Origin of the sequence: Paenibacillus sp. FSL M8-0142, from assembly GCF_038597315.1 — a bacterium.
Classification (GTDB): Bacteria; Bacillota; Bacilli; order Paenibacillales; family Paenibacillaceae; genus Paenibacillus_AQ; species Paenibacillus_AQ lactis.
The window spans coordinates 6,387,918-6,406,208 of the sequence record NZ_CP152008.1; the positions used below are offsets into that span (position 1 = coordinate 6,387,918).

17 protein-coding genes are annotated in these 18,291 nt (G+C 52.9%); 8 read left to right on the plus strand and 9 right to left on the minus strand.

The features are described from left to right. Positions 1–33: 33 nt before the first annotated feature. Both NSQ46_RS28810 and NSQ46_RS28815 read left to right on the plus strand, forming a co-directional pair. Positions 34–756 carry a kanamycin nucleotidyltransferase C-terminal domain-containing protein gene (locus NSQ46_RS28810; RefSeq protein ID WP_245255850.1) on the plus strand — a complete coding sequence of 241 codons (723 nt, stop codon included), beginning with the start codon at positions 34–36 and terminating at the stop codon, positions 754–756. 303 nt (positions 757–1,059) lie between these two features. Continuing rightward, positions 1,060–2,022: an alpha/beta hydrolase gene (locus NSQ46_RS28815; RefSeq protein ID WP_342575685.1), complete on the plus strand. Its 963-nt coding sequence runs from the start codon at positions 1,060–1,062 to the stop codon at positions 2,020–2,022. Positions 2,023–2,086: 64 nt separating this feature from the next. Here NSQ46_RS28815 and phnX read toward each other — a convergent pair whose 3' ends face one another. The 5 genes from phnX to NSQ46_RS28840 all read right to left on the minus strand — a co-directional run bounded on the left by phnX (position 2,087) and on the right by NSQ46_RS28840 (position 7,463). Continuing rightward, positions 2,087–2,908: a phosphonoacetaldehyde hydrolase gene (gene phnX / locus NSQ46_RS28820; RefSeq protein WP_342575687.1), complete on the minus strand. Its 822-nt coding sequence runs from the start codon at positions 2,906–2,908 to the stop codon at positions 2,087–2,089. Then, positions 2,905–3,999: a 2-aminoethylphosphonate--pyruvate transaminase gene (gene phnW, locus NSQ46_RS28825; RefSeq protein WP_007132927.1), complete on the minus strand. Its 1,095-nt coding sequence runs from the start codon at positions 3,997–3,999 to the stop codon at positions 2,905–2,907. Before phnW ends, phnX begins: the two co-directional genes overlap by 4 nt. 33 nt (positions 4,000–4,032) lie before the next feature. Further along, entirely contained in the window at positions 4,033–5,025 is a 993-nt protein-coding gene (locus NSQ46_RS28830; protein ID WP_342575689.1) for an extracellular solute-binding protein, read from the minus strand. 76 nt (positions 5,026–5,101) lie between these two features. Beyond that, a complete protein-coding gene (locus NSQ46_RS28835) occupies positions 5,102–6,718 on the minus strand; it encodes an ABC transporter permease subunit (protein ID WP_342575691.1) in 1,617 nt (538 codons plus the stop codon). After that, positions 6,711–7,463 carry an ABC transporter ATP-binding protein gene (locus tag NSQ46_RS28840; RefSeq protein ID WP_342575693.1) on the minus strand — a complete coding sequence of 251 codons (753 nt, stop codon included), beginning with the start codon at positions 7,461–7,463 and terminating at the stop codon, positions 6,711–6,713. The genes NSQ46_RS28835 and NSQ46_RS28840 overlap by 8 nt, the downstream gene beginning before the upstream one ends. Before the next feature lie 229 nt (positions 7,464–7,692). Here NSQ46_RS28840 and NSQ46_RS28845 point away from each other — a divergent pair, with 229 nt between their 5' ends. The 3 genes from NSQ46_RS28845 (at position 7,693) to NSQ46_RS28855 (ending at position 10,061) form a co-directional block, all read left to right on the plus strand. Then, positions 7,693–8,481, plus strand: a complete 789-nt coding sequence (locus NSQ46_RS28845; protein WP_342575695.1) for a DeoR/GlpR family DNA-binding transcription regulator — start codon at positions 7,693–7,695, stop codon at positions 8,479–8,481. A 238-nt stretch (positions 8,482–8,719) separates the two neighbouring features. Next, complete coding sequence (locus NSQ46_RS28850; RefSeq protein ID WP_342575697.1) at positions 8,720–9,781, plus strand: hypothetical protein; 1,062 nt, start codon at positions 8,720–8,722, stop codon at positions 9,779–9,781. A 64-nt stretch (positions 9,782–9,845) separates the two neighbouring features. Then, complete coding sequence (locus tag NSQ46_RS28855) at positions 9,846–10,061, plus strand: hypothetical protein (protein ID WP_213613357.1); 216 nt, start codon at positions 9,846–9,848, stop codon at positions 10,059–10,061. A gap of 57 nt (positions 10,062–10,118) precedes the next feature. On the opposite strand, the gene NSQ46_RS28860 is transcribed toward NSQ46_RS28855, so the two are convergent. Then, complete coding sequence (locus NSQ46_RS28860; protein WP_342575699.1) at positions 10,119–11,030, minus strand: GNAT family N-acetyltransferase; 912 nt, start codon at positions 11,028–11,030, stop codon at positions 10,119–10,121. A 185-nt stretch (positions 11,031–11,215) separates the two neighbouring features. Here NSQ46_RS28860 and NSQ46_RS28865 point away from each other — a divergent pair, with 185 nt between their 5' ends. The 3 genes from NSQ46_RS28865 (at position 11,216) to NSQ46_RS28875 (ending at position 14,249) form a co-directional block, all read left to right on the plus strand. Next, entirely contained in the window at positions 11,216–12,343 is a 1,128-nt protein-coding gene (locus tag NSQ46_RS28865; protein ID WP_342575701.1) for an ATP-binding protein, read from the plus strand. Positions 12,344–12,367: 24 nt separating this feature from the next. Continuing rightward, the gene (locus NSQ46_RS28870) at positions 12,368–13,069 is read left to right on the plus strand and encodes a class I SAM-dependent methyltransferase (RefSeq protein WP_342577026.1); all 702 of its coding nucleotides are present in this window, start codon (positions 12,368–12,370) and stop codon (positions 13,067–13,069) included. Positions 13,070–13,403: 334 nt separating this feature from the next. Beyond that, positions 13,404–14,249: an alpha/beta hydrolase gene (locus NSQ46_RS28875; RefSeq protein ID WP_342575702.1), complete on the plus strand. Its 846-nt coding sequence runs from the start codon at positions 13,404–13,406 to the stop codon at positions 14,247–14,249. Between the two features lie 280 nt (positions 14,250–14,529). Here the strand turns inward: NSQ46_RS28875 and NSQ46_RS28880 are convergent, their stop codons facing one another. From NSQ46_RS28880 to NSQ46_RS28890, 3 genes are all read right to left on the minus strand, one after another. Next, entirely contained in the window at positions 14,530–16,110 is a 1,581-nt protein-coding gene (locus NSQ46_RS28880; protein ID WP_251536225.1) for a DUF4179 domain-containing protein, read from the minus strand. Next, entirely contained in the window at positions 16,091–16,660 is a 570-nt protein-coding gene (locus NSQ46_RS28885; RefSeq protein WP_028406749.1) for a sigma-70 family RNA polymerase sigma factor, read from the minus strand. Before NSQ46_RS28885 ends, NSQ46_RS28880 begins: the two co-directional genes overlap by 20 nt. Before the next feature lie 298 nt (positions 16,661–16,958). Continuing rightward, positions 16,959–18,137, minus strand: a complete 1,179-nt coding sequence (locus tag NSQ46_RS28890; RefSeq protein WP_251536227.1) for an MFS transporter — start codon at positions 18,135–18,137, stop codon at positions 16,959–16,961. Positions 18,138–18,291 lie beyond the last annotated feature (154 nt).

An 18,291-nucleotide genomic window follows, 5' to 3' on the forward strand; every position in this document is an offset into this window, starting at 1 on the left:
CCTTACCCTGCTCCCACGACAAGAGAGGAAAAAATGAAATTGGTTGCCCAAATCAAGGATCGGCTGCTTCAGCTTCATGGCGATGCCATTCTGGCGATCGGCCTGTACGGCTCGCTTGCCCAAGGGATCGACGGGCCCTACTCCGATATCGAGCTTCGGGTGATTACGAAGGATGGCATCTCTCTTCCCGGGCATGAATTTATCTATCCTCCATTCAAAATCGAAATCGGAATGAAGCAAAAACACGAAGCGATGCGCTCCGCTGCGACCGTTGACGATTCCTGGGCCATTAAGGCAGGCGCATATGCTCATTTGCAAGCAATCTATGATCCGGACCGGCTGCTTGATGAGATTCGCACACGGCCGATGCAAATTTCCGACGAAGCAATTCGGGACGTAATGAGAGAATTTATGATTTGGGAGCCTTACGAAACGATGGGCAAAATCCGCAACAATAAACAGGCAGGCAATTACGGCTACCTGCCCCTCGGTGCCAAGGATCTGGCGTGGCAGAGCGCAAAGCTGATCGGACTCGCCAACAAAACGTTCTATACGACCCGAGCCAGAACCTATGAGGAATCGCTTCAAATGCCATCTCGCCCATCGGGCTATGATGAGCTTATCGAATTGGTGACACGGGGACAGCTTCATGATTCGGAGCTTATATATGAGCGCTGCGAGCATTTGTGGACCGGACTAAACGAATGGTATGCGGAGATGGGCATCGAGTATAAGTTGGACAAGCTTCCTTTTTGATAATCGCTCCAAGCATGAATTTCTCACAGGCAGCTATTTGTACACCGTGCGCATTGCTCTCTATGCGTACGGTGCAAAAAAGCATAGGCTAAAAAAACAGCTGCCCCTCAAGTGTTTGTACTTGGGGGGCAGCTTGTTACTTTGGTAAGTTGTTCTTTTAAAGGGATACGGTTATAAGCTATGATAGGAACAACATACTCTCTTTCCCGAATCATCGCTCGTTCGATGTACAGAGTTCAGCGCGATGTACAGCACCATGACCATAGAGAGGATATCAACCATATTGAACAAAGGATTGTCGTCATGTTAGCAGCAATTACGGCACTAGTGCTTTTTATAATCGTGATGGTCGCAGTCAGCTTTTATTTTTATCACGTCGCCATCGCCCGCGCAGATAAGGAATTTCTAGCAGAGAATCCGGACCTGGCAGCCAATGCGGATGTCGAGAACCCTTTTGCGGACAGCAAAGACTGGTGGAGCGCGCAAAGCTTCGAGAATTGGAGTCTTATCGCGGACGATGGCCTGAAGCTTCATGCCTATTATTTGCCGGCAAGAGCGGCCACAAATAAAACGGTTCTCCTTGCGCACGGCTATGCCGGACGCTCCGAGCAAATGAGCAGCTTCGCTCAAATGTACTATGAGGATTTAGGTTATAATGTCCTTCTGCCTGATGCCCGGGGCCATGGCTTGAGCGAAGGTGATTATATCGGCTTCGGATGGCCAGAGCGCAAGGATGTGGTGAAGTGGATTCAGATGATCGTTGAACATACGGGAGAAGAAGCGCAGATCGTCCTGCACGGCGTATCCATGGGCGCCGCAACCGTCATGATGGCCAGCGGCGAGGAGCTGCCTCCCCAGGTGAAAGCCATCGTAGCGGATTGCGGGTATACCTCCGTGGCGGATGAGCTGACATATCAGCTGAAGCGCATGTATAAGCTCCCCTCGTTCCCGATCCTTCCATCCACAAGCTGCCTAACGAAGCTGCGTGCAGGCTATTCGTTCCAGGAAGCCTCCGCTCTGAAACAGGTGAAGAAATCCAAAACCCCCATTCTGTTCATCCACGGCGGCGGCGATTTGTTTGTCCCGACAGAAATGGTCTACAGGCTGTACGAGAACGGGCCTGCGGAAAAACGACTGTTTGTCGTTCCCGGTGCCGGCCACGGCCTGGCCCGTCAGTTCGATCCCGAAGGCTATGACCGGGAAGTGACGGAGTTTATCGGTACGTATGTCCGTGAGGAGAATAAAAGAGCGGCCATGGTTCGCTAAAAATCCTAGTCTAACCAAGCAGCAAGAAGCCGCGCCTCAAGGCGCGGCTTCTTCTCGTATCAAGCTATTCGAGATAATAACCCGGTCTTTTCCCCTCGCTCAGCAAACCGTCGATCCGCTCGATCAATGCCGGAAGATCGCGCATCGTATCGATCGTAAAATCCGCCCCGTGCCGAATAAACGTCTGCCGGGTCCTTGAGATGGCTTCCGCCCGCTCCGATTCGGACAAGGATTCGAATTCCTCATGGGACAGTCCCATTTCCGAGCTGCCCACGGCAACGCCTACCGACCACACCCCGGCATTTACGCCTTCTTTAATATCAGACGCGGTATCCCCGACCTTCACGACCTTCCAGGCAGCCGACAGCTTCAGATGCTCCATGTTCCGGTAGATCATATACGGATAGGGGCGTCCACATGAATGCGTATCATCCGGCGTGAAGAACACATCGGGGCGATACCCCTTGCGCTCGGCATTCGATACGACCACCTCCATCATACCGGCCGTATAGCCGGTTGTAGAGCCAATCCTCAGCCCCCGGCCGCGAAGCTCTTTCACCGTCTCGATAACTCCAGGAATAGGGTCGGTGTATGTGGACAACGATGCCATGAGCGCAGGCTCGAATTCGCCGTACAGCCGCTCCACATCTTCTTCATTGAAGGCCCTTCCGTACTTCTCCTCCCACAGTCCCGACACACGCGGCATAGACAGCATTGCGCGGATGTGATCGATTTTCAGCATGCCCATCGGCGCTCTGGCTTCCTCCATCGTTACATCGATGCCGGCATTCCGGAATATATCCACGAACACTTTCACCGGTGCGAAGCAGCCGAAGTCCACAGCCGTCCCGGCCCAGTCGAGAATTACGCATTCGATCTTGTTCACTGTGCCATCACTCCCATATATTCTTCGATAATCTCGCATAACCGCTCGATATCCTGCTCATAGATCTCTCCGATGTTCCCGATGCGGAACGTGTCCACCTCCGTCAGCTTGCCCGGGTAGATGACATAGCCCCTGTCCTTGATGTACGCGTAAAATTGCTCGAAGCTGAACCGGTCGCTTGGAAAAACAAATGTAGTAATAATGGGAGATTGAACAGGCTCGGCGATATAAGCGCGGATTCCGATTCTCGCCATTCGCTCTCGCAGCAGCCGATTATTGTTCCGGTAGCGCTCGAATCTTGCAGATACTCCGCCTTCCTCCATGAGCTCATCCAGCGCCTTGGAAAAAGCGGCTACGACATGGGTCGGCGACGTATAACGCCATTTGCCGTCCTTGTCCATTCCCCTCCACTGATCATACAGATCCAGGGACAAGCTGCGCGCGATGCCTTGGCAAGCCGCCAGCCGCTCGATGTTGGCAATGACAAACCCGAAGCCCGGAACGCCCTGGATGCACTTGTTCGCACTGCTGATCAAATAGTCGATGCCAAGCCCTGCCACGTCGATCTCGATGCCGCCAAAGCTGCTCATCGCATCGATGATCAGGGTTTTTCCGTATTCCCGGGACAGCCCCGAGATCATGTCCAGCGGATTAAGAATCCCGGTTGTCGTCTCGCAATGCACCATCGCGATATGGGTGATGCGCTGATCCTCATTCAGGATGGTGCGAAGCTCCTCCTCCTTCGGGTGCACATCATAACCCGTTCTGTAAGCGGCGTACTGGAGTCCAATGTACTCGGCCATTTGGATGATTCGTTCACCGTATGCGCCGTTGGACACGATCAGCACCTTATCCTTATCGGAAATGGCGGAGGTCATGACCGATTCGACCGCAAACGTGCCGCTGCCCTGCATCAGCACGGCCGTATAGCGGGAGGCTTCCGCTCCGGCCAGGTCCAAAAGCTGTGATCTGATTTTTTGCGTAATCGATTTATATTCATCGTCCCAAGTACAGCGGTCGAAGAGCATCTCCTCTTTTACCGTTTGAGTCGTGGTCAGCGGTCCCGGTGTCAATAGCTTATAGCTGTTCATGATTTCCCATCACTCCTATGAAGTAAAGTTCCATTATTTCGATCCGTTAAAAAATTGCTGATGCTCCTCCAGCAGCTCGACGGTCAGCGGCTTCTCAAAAGTCATCGCATGCGCAGGTTTGTTCGCCTCATCGACCGTTTCGCCCTTATAGAGCGCAACCGGATAGTTCACGATCAAGTCTTTTCGCGCATCCTTGATGATGGTCTCCGCCATCTTCATCGCAAGCTCCGTATTCCCGTTCTCCTTATTCACTACGGCAATCGATTCCGTCAGCGAGAAGTTGCCTTCCATCGGATCGATATAATCGATCGGAGCACCGGATGCCTTGGCCGCTACCGCTTGATGACGAAGACCGAAGCCTGCTGCGGCTTCCCCTGCCTGAACCTTCTTGATCGGTCCCGAGCCGGAGCTCTCCAGATGCGGACCGACATTCGCGATCAGATCACGGAGCACCCGCTGTCCCGCTTCTTGTCCATACTGGTTGATAATCGCTTGAACAAGCAGCCAACCGGTGGAGGAATCCATAATGTTCGGAATCGATACCAGTCCCTTATATTCCGGTTTGGTCAGCTCCGTAATGGAAGTCGGCATGGGCAGTCCCTTCTCCTTCAGCACCTCGGTGTTCACGAAGATCGCTCCGGTGTTGGCGAGAATCGGCGTGTAGTATGCGGGATATGAGTCGATGGCGCCCGTTTCGAAGGTCAGGTCCTTGAACATCGAATGCTTTGTCTGCGAGCTTTCGATAAAATACGAGCTCATGGTGACCAAATCGGCCTCGATATCGCCTCCCTCCGCCATCAGCTTGCCCCCAAGCTCCGATGTCCCCATCGATTGCATGATATACTGCCCGTCGTATCCGGCGTTTTTGAGAGAGGCTTCCATCGCCGCAACAGCTTCTTCATCCCCGTTGGTGTAGATTACAACCTTCTTCGCTTCCCCGAACGTGCCGCTGCCGCAGCCGGCCAGCGCAAACACCATGCTGATTGCAAACAATGACAGCAGCATTCCCTTAAGCGTCTTCATCATGATTAACTCCACTCCTTGTATACTTTTTATATTTTGAAATACGATCCGGCAGCGAAGCGGACTTAAAATCGGTAAGTCAGCGCTGCGCCGTTCTCCTCTGCAATGCATCGCATACCAGCTTGATGACCAAGTTCGTAAAGAAGATCAGCATCGACAGCACGAAAATTTCATTGAATTTAGCGAAATGCTGCAGCTCCTTGATTTTGCTGGCGACGAGCGACGTTTGAGCGGAGACGAGAAAAATAATCCCGCTGACGGTCACCATGGCGTTGATGAAGAAGTAACTAAGCATCTCGATGACCGTCGACACAGAGTTCGGCACAATGACCCGCCACACCGTCTTGATCCAGCTGTCTCCGAGCAGCTCCGCGGTTGTCTCCCAAGCCGGGTTCATTTTCGACAGGGAGTTCTTGGCCATCAGGTATGGCGTCGTGAAGAAATGAACGATGTTGCACAGGACGATAATCGTGAACGTCCCCTTCAACATGCTGCCGTTAAACAGCAGCAGATAGGAGATCCCGAGCACCATGCCGGGCACCGTGTTGGTGATCATCGAGATCACATCCGTGCCGGACCGGGCTTTCAGCGAAGTGCGCGTATTCAGCAGCGCGGATAAGTAAGCCGTCAGCGTTCCGAACACCGCCGTCAATAGCGCAACCCAGAGCGAGTTGCGATACACTCCGGTCAAATCTCCGGATTGCAGCACGTCCCTCACATGCTTGAGGGTGAACGTCAAGTCATATGGGTAGCTGCCGAGCCAAGGCGCTATGAACATCACCGCAAATACGGACAGCATCCCCAGCACAATGGCCGATGAACCGACGCCGAACAAAATATCACGAGTCCGGTGCTGCGGCAGCTCGGTATCGGACAGCTTGTCATAATGAAAGTTCAACCTCTCCAGAACGCGCAGCAGCCAGATGCCGAATACCGCCGGGACCAGCATCAGCACCGCGATGACCGCGCCCTGATTGAAATCGGGGATCGATCCGAGCATGACCTGGTAGAGCTGCGTAGCCACCACCGGGTAGGTCCCGCCGACCGAGGCGGGGATGCCGAAATCGGTAAAGCTTAAGATAAAGGACAGCACGAACGCGCCGCCTAGCGCGCCGGCCAAAGGCCGCAGGATCGTATTCAGGAAGCTTCTGAGCGTGCCGTCGCCCATGAGCTTTGAGACGATGATGAATTTTTTGTCCATGTATTGAAAAGCGTTATGGATCAGCAGGAACACCGGCGGCAGCGTGTAAATGACATAGCCGATCAACAGGCCGTTAAAGCCGTATATCTCAAACCAGCTGCGCCCGGTAATCCGGGTGATCAGACCCTGATTGCCGAACGAATACATAATGGCGAACCCGTATGTGATCGTTGGCAGCAGCATCGGGACGATGATGGCGGTTTTTAGCGCGCCTTTGAGCGGGCGGTAGATTTTCGTGCAATGAATGGAATACGCAAGGATGAAGCCCAGCACTGTTGTGATGGCAGCCGTCATGGCCGATACCTTCAGGCTGTTCCCGATCGACGCCGCCATTTCGGGGCTCGATATCACCGAAGCATAATGACCGAGGGTAAAGCCCTGGTCGGATTCCAGCGAGCGCACGAGCAAAATCAAGAGCGGCAAGAACAGAAACACAGCGAATAGCAGCAGGATGACGGTAAAGATCACCCGCATTTCCGGTTTGGCGTTAGGCATACTGCTCACCGAACAGGTTGTAAATGTTTTGGCGCTTGATGTGCAGCTGCTTGATAATGAACTCCCGCACGAACTCGTTCTCCGGTTGATGGACAATCTCCTGAGGCGTCCCGAACTGCGCCACCTTCCCCTGATGGATGATGAGGATTTTGTCCGAAAGCGTAAGCGCCTCCTCCGGGTCATGCGTGACAATAATAGTTGTCAGCTTGAATTCCCTCGCAATCGATTTGATCCGCTGCTTGATCGACTCCTTAATGACGCCATCCAAGGCGCTGAGCGGCTCATCCAGCAAAAGAATCCTCGGCTTCGTCACAAGCGTCCTAGCGAGTGCCACCCTCTGCTTCTGCCCGCCGGACAGCTCGCTGATCCGCTTCTTCAAATGCGGCTGGAGCTCAAGAAAATCAATATACTCTTGAACCTCCTGCGCGCTGGCAGCCCCCTTCTTATTGCGCAAGCCATAGACGATGTTCTCGTAAGCATTCAGATTGGGAAACAACGCGTAATCCTGAAAAACAATGTTGAATCCCCGCTTCTTCATCGGCACACGGCTCAGGTCCTGATCGTGGAATAAAATCTTGCCCTGGTCGACTTTCGTCAGACCGAGGATCATATTCAGCAGCGTCGTCTTCCCGCTTCCGCTCGGACCGAGCAGGGAGACGATCTCTCCCGTGCCGATCTCCACGCTGATATCGTCGAGAACCGCTTTATTGTCGAAATGTTTGCTTACATGCTGAAGTTTCAGCAAACCGGTCACCTCCCTTAAACACACCCCCAGTATAGAAATCCTATGTAAACAGGAATCATGCTAACTGTTAAATTCACGTAAATTATGCATAAATCATTACTAAATCTATACCATGTTATGGTCATATTCATCCTTAATGAATGCCTAACTTATGAATAATGTGGGATACTCTATTGAATAAGCAGGGGAAAATCGGTAAACTGGACATGAAAAAACGAGGCTTCGGCTAATGCTGATGGGATGGGTGAGGGGCATGTTTCCGCTGGAGAGGCAACAGAAAATCATTGAACTGCTGACAATTCGAAAAGTCATGAAGATCACGGAGCTGACCGATGAGCTGAAGATTTCTGTAGATACGCTGCGCCGGGACCTGAATATTCTGACCGACCAAGGGCGGATCGAGAAAATATACGGCGGCGTGAAGCTTGCGGAGTCCCGGTTCGGCGAATCCTCCATGGATGAGCGCATGGTCAGCCATCTGGAGGAGAAGGACCGGATCGCCCGCAGGTGCAGCGAATTTGTCGCAGAAGGCGACTGTATCTATATCGACAGCGGCTCGACGACCTACCAGATCGCCAAGTACGTGAAACTCCGGAAGAAGCTCACTGTCGTAACGAATTCGCTTCCGGTTGCGATGGAGCTGATGGACAGCGACGTGGAGCTGATCATGATCGGAGGAAAAATACGGCGCGAGGAGCAGTCGGTCGTTGCGTATGAGTATATCTTTAATTTTCACGAGCTAAATGTGCAGAAAGCCTTCATATGCTGCAGCGGCATTACGATCGAGCGGGGCATCTCCGATTACAATCTGGAGGAAGCCATTACCCGCAAAAAGATGATCGAGCTGTCCAAGGAGGTCTACGTGATGGCCGACAGCACCAAATTCGGCAAGGACGTGACCGTGTCGATTGCTTCGCTCGACAAAATCGATTGTATCGTGACCGACTCCAACGTGAATCGAGGCTTTATTCCGAAATTCAAGAAGACGGGGACTGAGCTTGTTATCGCTGAGATGTAATCATAGCAAAAGGACATTTCTACTTCGGGATCTTGAGGGATCCATCCGGAGGAAATGTCCTTTTTTAGTACGGCAGGGGCATGGAGCAGAATCGTCGGTGCTGGAGCAAAATAAGTGATTGATCGATCAATGGTACTGTAGTTGTACTACCAAATGGAAGTCAATATAATGGTAAGAAGATCAGGATGTTTTTTCTAAGTGAATACAACACTATGCAGATAGGGGAGGAAATCGGGTTATGAACGTTGGATCAGCTCGGGCGGCCGCAGCGGATTGGGTGCTGCAGCATGCAGGCAGCGAGCCCGGCTTTATGGGGGCCTACTTTAGCGGCTCAACGGTAGGAAAGCCGGACGATGCCGAGATCGCGCCATCCTCCGATATCGACGTTGTGGTCGTTACCGATCGCGCAGAGCCTCCGATGAAGCCTGGAAAGTTTCGTTACCAGGACGCCTTGATTGAGGTCACTTATTTGTCGTGGCAGGACCTTGCTTCGCCCGAGCGGGTGCTATCCTCTCATCATTTGGCCGGCAGCTTTCGCGTGGACACACTGATTGCCGATCCATCCGGACAGCTTCGCAAGCTGCAGGCTGCCGTTGCCCGTCAATTCGCTGACCGGGCCTGGGTCATGCGCCGCTGCGAAAGTGTCCGGGAGCGCATCATAACAGGTCTTCGCTCCATCCAGAAGGACGCACCTTGGCACCAGCAGGTAACCTCCTGGCTGTTTCCCACCGGGATTACGACACATTTGCTGCTGGTTGCCGACCTTCGTAATCCAACCGTCCGGCTCAGGTATTTGGCGGCCCGCGATGTGCTGAGAGCATATGGTTATGATGAGGTGTACAGCGAGCTGCTGGAGCTGCTGGGCTGTCAGCTGATGACTCAAAATCAAGCTTTGGGACATCTTGAGGGTCTTGCCCGCACCTTTGATGCAGCCAGCGCTGTTGCCAAGACGCCCTTCTTCTTCAGCAGCGATATTACGCCGGAGGCCAGGCCGATTGCCATCGACGGCAGCCGGGAGCTGATCGCCCAGGGGAACCACCGGGAGGCCGTCTTCTGGATGGTCGCCACGTACGCCCGCTGCCATGCCATCCTGGCAGCTGATGCAACCCCGGAGCTGCAGCAGGAGTACCGGCCGGCCTTTGATTCGCTCCTTGCCGACCTCGGCATCACCGGCAGGGATGACCTGTTCAGCAGAGCGGAATTAGCCTTGCAATACTTGCCGAAGCTGTGGAAGGTTACGGAGGATATTCTTGCTGTTAACCCGAATGTGAAAGATGGAGACAGCCCTGCTCCGGCTTAACGCCTTTCTAACAGGGAGGAAGTAGATTGATCACTTTAATTGACGCCGCGATTTCTCGCTTATCGTGGGGGCCGTATATGCGCTGACAGTCTTCAGGCGAAAATCGCTGCATCTGTTATTACTCGGCAGCCAGAGCACATTGTTCGGGATCGAACTACTCCTGCTGTACCATATTACGCAAATGGGGGCCGACAGCATTGTGCTGCTCGGAGTGTTCCTCATGATCATCGACTTCGGCTTCGTTCTTAGCATCGCGGCCGTTTTTCGACGGAAATCATAAAATTAAGGAGAATCGCAGCCGAAACGGCAGCGTTTCTCCTTTTTGCCATGCTCCTCCTCACGGGATCGGCAGATAGAATCGCTGCTCTTCCCCGGCTTGGGCGAATCCGACCGATTGATAGAGCGACAAGGCCGAGGCATTCGCCGCTTTCACTACCAGCTCCGCCGTATCCGAGCCGTGTTTCCGCAAATACATCATCGCCCGGCTTAACAAGTACTTGGCAAGCCCTTGCCGGCGCCAAGGCTCACGGACGAACACGTCCTCAATGACGCCCTCGCCTTCCTCCTGCCATGCCATGACACTGGCTGCAATCTGTCCTCCCTCAGCGGCGATGATTGCCGTCCAATTCTTTTTCGCCTTGTATTCCCGGAGCCGGTTCAAGCCAAGCGGTGCATCCGGCCATACCTCGGCCTCCAGCTTCAGATACCTCGCTTCCTCCCGCTCGGTCTGCATGTCCCATAACTGACAGCTAAAGTTCTCATCAATCGCAAATGAAGGGATCGGCTCGTTCAAGGAGCGGACCATGGAGTACAGGTTCTCCAGCGGCCTAAATCCTTTTTCCTCTGTGAAAAAAGCCGTATTCCTCTCCTCATGGGCAAAATTACCGACACACAAATAAGTGCCGTGATGACCGGGCAGCGTCTCGTTCAGCTCGAGCGCCCGGGCGTAGAGAAGTTGGTACAATTCCTCCAGCAGCTCAGCATCCCGCTCCCGTTCGGGGATGGTTTTCAAATTTACGTAAATATGGTGCTTGCAGTTTTCCGGGCAATCCTCCGGAAGCACATTGATGACAGCCACCTGTCCTTTGGCAACCATCTTCCCCTCTTCAAATGCGCAGAAGACGTTCGTCCAGTTGTCTTCATCGCCCACCCACCAGAACAGTCCGTCCCCTTGGCGCACGGCCTCGTATAACGCTCCGAGCAAAGGCATGTCGTCCTGCCGGAAGTTTCGTATGATTCGTATATTCAAGCTTCGCTTCCCCCTTTTGCCTTCATTGTACGATGGTCCTGCGGCCTGACCTATATAAAAAATGGCTAAAGTCAAACAAAACCGTCGTTGGTTATATTCCTGATTATGGATATACAATCACTTAATTATGAAATATAATAATTACGTAATAACATAATTCAGATATGAACATGAGGGTCCAGCCTATGAACAATCGGGATGTAATCCGTGAAATTGAAGCTTTAAAGCAGCAGATGTCAGAGCTGCAGCAGCTGGTTTATCAGCTGCTGTTGGACCGGAAGCCGGAGAACCGTCCGGTTCGGCAGGCGCAGAATGACGTTTCGGGAAGCGATGAGCCATTCAAGGAGCGCAGCTCTGTTTTTTATGCCGGAACGGTGTTTTCGCAAGGGCAAGGTATCCGCTTAGAGCCGCAGGAACGGCAAATGGCTGATCTTTTGGATATCCAGACCGAGAAGGCAGCCAAAATCATCACCGCGCTCGGCCATAAACAGCGGCTGGATATTTTGAAGACGGTGCTGGCAGCGCCCCTCACCGGCTCCGAGCTAGTTGAACGCCTGCGTATGGGGACGACGGGCCAGCTGTATCATCACCTGAAGGCGCTTCTTGGCGCGGACTTGCTGGAACAGGAGCCGGGCGGGCGTTATACGGTACCGAAGCATCGTCAGCTTCCGCTCCTGCTGCTGCTCGCCGCAGCCGGCGACATGCTGGATACGGGCAGCTACATGGATATGGCAGAAGCCCGTCAGCATGCAAGCTTGTATTTCGGCACGACCGGAAATTTTGATGCGCATCACCTGCTCTGGGCAGTAATGGAGAACGTCATTTTGGAGCATTCGGCAGGTTATGCCGGTGAGATCGGAATTTTCCTGCATGAGCATGGCAGCGTGACCGTCGCTGATGACGGAAGGGGCATTCCGGTAGAGGCGCTCCCGCATTCAAACACACCTGAGGCGCAATCCGTACTGACGGATATCCAACGCCTGAATAACGGTGCGCAGTTTCTGGTCCCGGGAGCCGAGAAGGGAATCAGCATCGCCGTTGTCAATGCGCTCTCCGAAGCGCTGACGCTCGAGATCCGGCGGGACGGGAGGATTCATCGCCAGGAGTACCGCCACGGCATTCCTCAGACCGGGATGCAGATCATCGGAACTACTCGGGAGACTGGTACCAGCGTTACATTCACACCAGACCGGGAGCTCTTTCACGAAGCCCTCGATTTCAACCGAATCAAGGAGTACACGGCGTCCATTACAACCGCTTATCCGCAGCTTATCGTCACTCTTAGCGGCTCTAATTTCCATATAACCTCTTAAAAAAGGAGATGAATGGTGATGTCGATAAACGTCGAGCAGATCCATGAAATCGAGGATGTTTTCCAGATGCTTGACTCCTTCTTCCGGGAGGAGGGCCCATGGTGGGACCGCTTCTACGCAGACCGGAACCGCAGCATTCCCTTCTTCGTCAATGCGCCGGACGAGAATCTCGTCCAGTATTTCGAAGATGGGCGGATCGGGCCCGGGCGTGTGCTCGAGCTCGGCTGCGGCGCCGGACGCAATGCGATTTACATGGCGCGGCAGGGCTGCTCCGTCGATGCGGTCGATTTGTCGCAGGAGGCGATCGCTTGGGGCAAGGAACGTGCCGATGCCCTGAATGCCGAGGTGCAGTTCCACTGCCGTAATCTGTTCGAGCTAAAACTCTCCCCGAACGCCTACGATTTCGTGTACGACTGCGGCTGCTTTCATCATATTGCTCCGCACCGGAGAATCAGCTACCTGCAAATGCTGAACACCTGCTTAAAGCCTGGCGGCTTCTTCGGCCTTGTCTGTTTTGCCGCAGGCGGCATGGGGGCAGAGATGTCGGATTGGGACGTATACCGGGAGCGAAGCCTGAAAGGAGGCCTCGGGTACACGGAGGAGAAGCTGCGGGATATTTTCAAATCCTTCGAGCCAGTCGAATTCCGGCGAATGCGGAGCATGGAGCAGCCCGGCCCGCTGTTTGGGGAGTCTTTCCTGTGGACGGCCCTGTTCCGGAAGCGGTAGAGTCCGAAAACATGCATGCGTTTCAGCCAATCCCGGCTGAAATGGTCCACAATGTAAGTTGGGTCGACAGCCATCCAAGCATGCACCTGACCACGTACCATTCACAGAAGAAGCAGAGCGGACGATGTTCGATAAGCTTTAAGCCTATGGTCTTACTATAATCAATTAAAAACCTATACCCACCATTTCCGAGTTTCCGGTATACTGGCATCAAACAACCATGATGTAATCGAGGTGAGCATGAAATGCTGGAGCGTTCGATGGAGAATGTGATGGAATATTTCGTGAAAGGAGTTGATGCTTAACGAATATAAACGAAAAGAGGACGATGAACATGAACAGAAACGGCACGATCATGAGCGGTGGATTTGCATTGAACTATGCAGTCCGCGGGCAAGGCCAACCCATTCTTGCCGTAGGAAGCAGTGTGTATTATCCGCGCTTGTTTTCGGAGCATTTTTATACAGCATTCCAATTGATTGCCCTTGACCACAGGGGGTTTGTGAAGCCGCCGCGGCCTCTTCAGCCGGAAGATTATACGCTGGACCGCATCGTGGAGGATATCGAGGCTGCGAGGCAAGCACTGGGCTTGGAGGATTTTGTGCTCATGGGCCATTCCGGGCATGCGTTCATGGCAGCGGCCTACGCCCGCCGTTATCCTGAAGCTGTCCGCAAGCTTGTTCTGCTGAACACCGCGCCGACCAACAGCCCGCAGCGGCAGCAGCAGAGCCTGGCCTTCTTCCAGGATACCGCCAGTCCGGAGCGTAAACGGCAATTCGAGCAGGACATCGCCCTGCTTGAGGGAGATCTCGCGAAGGAGCCTGAGAGACGGTTTGTGCATATATGTATCCGCATGGGCGCGCACAGCTTTCATGATTATACCTTTGACGCCTCGCCAATGTGGGACGGAGTCTACACCAATATGCCCGTCATCGATGATTTATGGGGCAGGACCTTCGCTGAGCAAAATCTGATTCCGCTGCTGGCGGAGCTGCGCACCCCCGTATTCCTCGGACTCGGACGGTATGACTACCTAGTCGGTCCGGTATCGCTGTGGGATCCCGTAGATGAACGGTATGGCCATGTACGCAAGGTTGTTTTTGAAGCCAGCGGCCATAATCCGATGCTGGAGGAGCCTGAAGCATTCGTCTCGGCGCTTTCCGGTTGGATACATGAGTGAACGGATGAACGGATGAAGAAAGCCTGCGCTGTCTGAAGCCTCCTTCGCTCGGGTAAATTTTAAAATAGCAGGGACCCCCGTTTGATATGCTCCCCTTACGGCAGACAGGTGAAATAACAAAAGCTTGGATGCCGTAGGGGGAGATTTTTATTAGTGCTGATCTTAAGCTCCATGCAGTAAAGCAAGCAAAATTAAACAGCCTTAATCCGATGGAATTCCAGGACCAAGGCCGCTTAATTGATAATTTTATTTTTGAATTGTCTACTTGATGGGGTGCAGTTTATTTATTTTCCGCAAGACTTTCCCACGGCAAGCTTGTGTAGGAAGGGAGATCGACGGCCCAATTCACGTCGGTGAATCTTTTGTCTACCACCGTACGCTTTAAGGTCAATTCAGATAAGTTAGGGTCCACTCCTGCTACGACAAAATCCATTATCCACTCTGCTGTTCCGTCCTCGTTCGCGCTGCCGGATCCCTCAATTTCAACCGGATATTCTTCACCATTGCTGTCCAAAGCGATCCATTGGTCTCTAGTGACGTTATTTGTATAACGGCCTTTGGCATGAAGCCGCAGAACGTTGCCGTTGGATTTCACCGCATCCTTCTCCATACTCGAGCCCGTGATCGTAATTTGGTCTCCCTCATGTTCGAAGACAACGGGGGTTTGTTCCAGCTTTTCCATATGGATGTGAACAGCAGCTTCATTCTTAACAGGCAGGCTGTATCCGTCCAATACGAATCGTATATTCTTGGTCTCGGGCGGAACAGTGCCTGTATACCATGTTTCAGACCAAGGTAATGTGCCGTTGTCCTCATTGACAGTGGGCAGCCCCTGGATTTTGACAGAGTGTCTTCCGATCCCATCCCCAAAGCGCAATATCTTCTGCGGTTGATCCGTTTCAAGATGGTACCAAATGTGGAGATCGTCTCCCCAGTCGGCAGTTGCCTTGCTGGCAAGCATATCCTTTAGCTTAAAGCCCATATCCAAACGAATGCCGTTCGGGGTACGGATCATCTGTTCCATACTGACCACAAGCCCCTCCGGGGTTGTATACTTCGCATCCAGTATATCCCGGTGTTCGAATTGCTTGGATTTTTTCATATCAATCTGAAATTGGAAGTCCCAATCGACCTCGACTTGCTTGCGCTCAAAACGCCCCGTCTCCTGATTGTCCACTGACTCTCTGATGTATTCAGGATTTCCCGTTACGAGAATCCGGTCAGGTACGGTTTGATCAAAAATAAACACATATTCCTCCAGACCGTCCATCATATTAATTCCTCTTGCGAGCGAAGCGATCACATTGCCTTCAAGATCGGTCACCTGCAGGCCGCCGTCTTCCAAGGGACTCTGCAGCTCTTTGCCATCAGGTCCAGTCTGTTTGGCGGTAATGACAATTCGGGAGCTGTCCACCATGACATTCACAATTTCAAAGCTGTAGCCTTTGTCTTCTACCTTGATCTTAGGCGTTTGCACCAGGCCAAGCGGCTTGGATTTTTTATAATCTTCAAGCCAGCTCAAGTCGCTCATTTCTGTCCAAGCTTTTAATTCCGGAGGCAAACTTTCTTCTATAGTCTGCGGTTGCGGACTGAAGATGCTCGAGACCTGGCGTATCAGGTCAGGCTGCTTCCAGGCCAGCAGGGAACCGCCCATCACAATCAGCGAGACTGCTGCGGCAGCGGTGATCATCCGTCTTCTCTGCTTGGCTCGTTTCCAACGTTGATGACTTCCCTGTTTGCTGTAATCCATCTCGACCTCTTCTAAGCTTTGCATGACCTTTTGTGTGAAATCGGTATCGGTGCCCTGGCTGAACAACATATGCTCCCACATTGGATCTTCCTCATTTGATTTTAGCTTCAAGCAGGATCCCTCCTTTGCGCTCGATTCTTGCTTTTAGCATTTTCTTGCCGCGGTATAAGGCATTTTTCACTTGAGAGGTGCTCATATTGGCAATGTCCGCTATTTCCTCATAGCTTAACTCATTGGTATATTTCAGCAGGAGGACAAGACGATATTGCTCAGGGAGCTCATCTAATTGTTGGTGGATTTCCCGCTTCATCTCCTGGTGCAGCAATTGCTGCTCGGGCGTTTTTTCGTCAGGCGATACGGCTTCAGGCGTATCTGACGTCAGAACGGGCTTCTTTTTCCGCTGGTGGTCTCTCATCAAATTCACGGCGATGGTATACATCCATGAGAAAAAGCTGCTGCCTTGGCGATGGCTTGGCAAGTTGCGGTATATCCGAATAAAGGTCTCCTGGGCCAAGTCCTGCGCATCCTGATGGCTGGCGCCCATTCCGTAGAAAATTCCGTATATTTTGTTCTTATACCGGTCAACCAACACAGCGAACAGCTGCTTGTCCCCGTTGATAATCCGTTCTATCAGTTCCGCATCCTGCGGCGGTTGAGTCATGTTATTCCTCCTAACTTTCAGAGCCCATGCATGGTCTGTACTCTATAGACGTAAACGGTGGATGAATTTCTCACCCCAAAACAAAAAACCCGCAAGATGATCTTGCGAGGTCTTTGTTAAAAACATAGAATGTCGGAAGATTGTACAGGTTGTCGCTTGGATCACCATCGGCGCTGGGGCAGGTGCTCGCCACCACCCGTACACGGAAATACATCCAGGAATCTGCGCGGTCTAATAGCACCTGAATCAATTTGAGGCTGTCGATGTTAAGGGAAAGCTTGCAGCACCAAGGCATTGTTTAAACGGCTTTGTGCGAAGCGGTTAGAAAATACAACGCATACAAGGCGCAGATGCCGGCAATGAAGCCATATCCGCCAAACACATCGAATTTCGACGAAAAGTATCCGAAGCCTAAGCCGATTGCAATTAGTACCGCCTTCTCCCCCAACGACTGGAATGATCCCATCGTCGCCCGCATTCGGGAGTCTGCCCGGTGTTGGAGATATCCTGCGGCTAATGGCTCGATGAGGCCAGCGAACAGGGATATGACAAACAATGCCGCTATCGAGCGGCTATCCCGCATGGCGGCAAGCCAGAAGAAGCAGGTAGCCAGCACGACGGTAACCAGGGTTAAGAGCAGCCTGTAGCTGAACCGCTCCTTCAGCGCGAATGCCAGCAAGTTGCCCGGAAGCCTGAGCAGAAAGATGCCTGCGGAGAACAGGCCGAAATACAGCACGGGAATCTCCACACGCTCTAAATATGTCTGCCAGAACTCATCGATGAAATTGACGGCTGCCCCTGTGACCATGCCGGACAGCATTACCAATAGCAGCCCCCGGTTCTCCCTGAACAGTCTCCATGATGCGGTAAGGTACACGCGGATTGGAATCGGACTTTCCTCCCCGTCCCCGGACGACCCCGCTTCCGTCAGCGTCAAGGTCAAGCCGAGGCAGACCAGCATGCTGATTAGCGACAGCGCGTAGTTGAATTCGTAAGGCAGACGGCTTGCCAGCAGACTGCCGCACAGCGCCGCCAGCACCGTTGATGCTATATCCACCGCGTTCAAGCGGCCGAGCCACTTCTCGAAGGAGCGCTCCCGCCCTCGTTCTCGCAGCGACTCATACAGCAGCGCCTGCTCGGCCCCGCTGCTGGCCGCGCCGCCAATTGCCGCCACAACGACAACGAGCGCAAAATGCCAAAATGCCTCGGCGAACAGGAGCAGCAGAAACTCCGCGCACCCCATGAGCGCGGAGACCAGCATCATGGTCTTCCGCCCCCAGCGGTCAGCCATCATGCCGCTAGGCACTTCCAGCAGCACGATTGTAACGGCATAAATAATCTCCGCGTACACGACCATCGGAATCGTCATGCCTCGATCTTCCCAGTACAATCGTTCGATGACGTACGCGGGAATGAGACTGTAGAAGAAGCGGATCGCCAGCAGCTTCCACACATTTATATTTATCGAATGGTTCATTATCGGCTCCCTCTCTTATCGGATTGTCTTATTTCAAATCCGGATACAGAGGGGGGACCTCGTGCACGAAGTACGGCGAGGGATTAGCAGGGCGGTCGGGCTTGATTCATTCAGCGGCCTCCTCTTCGCTTGATAAACTTGCTTATATTATGCT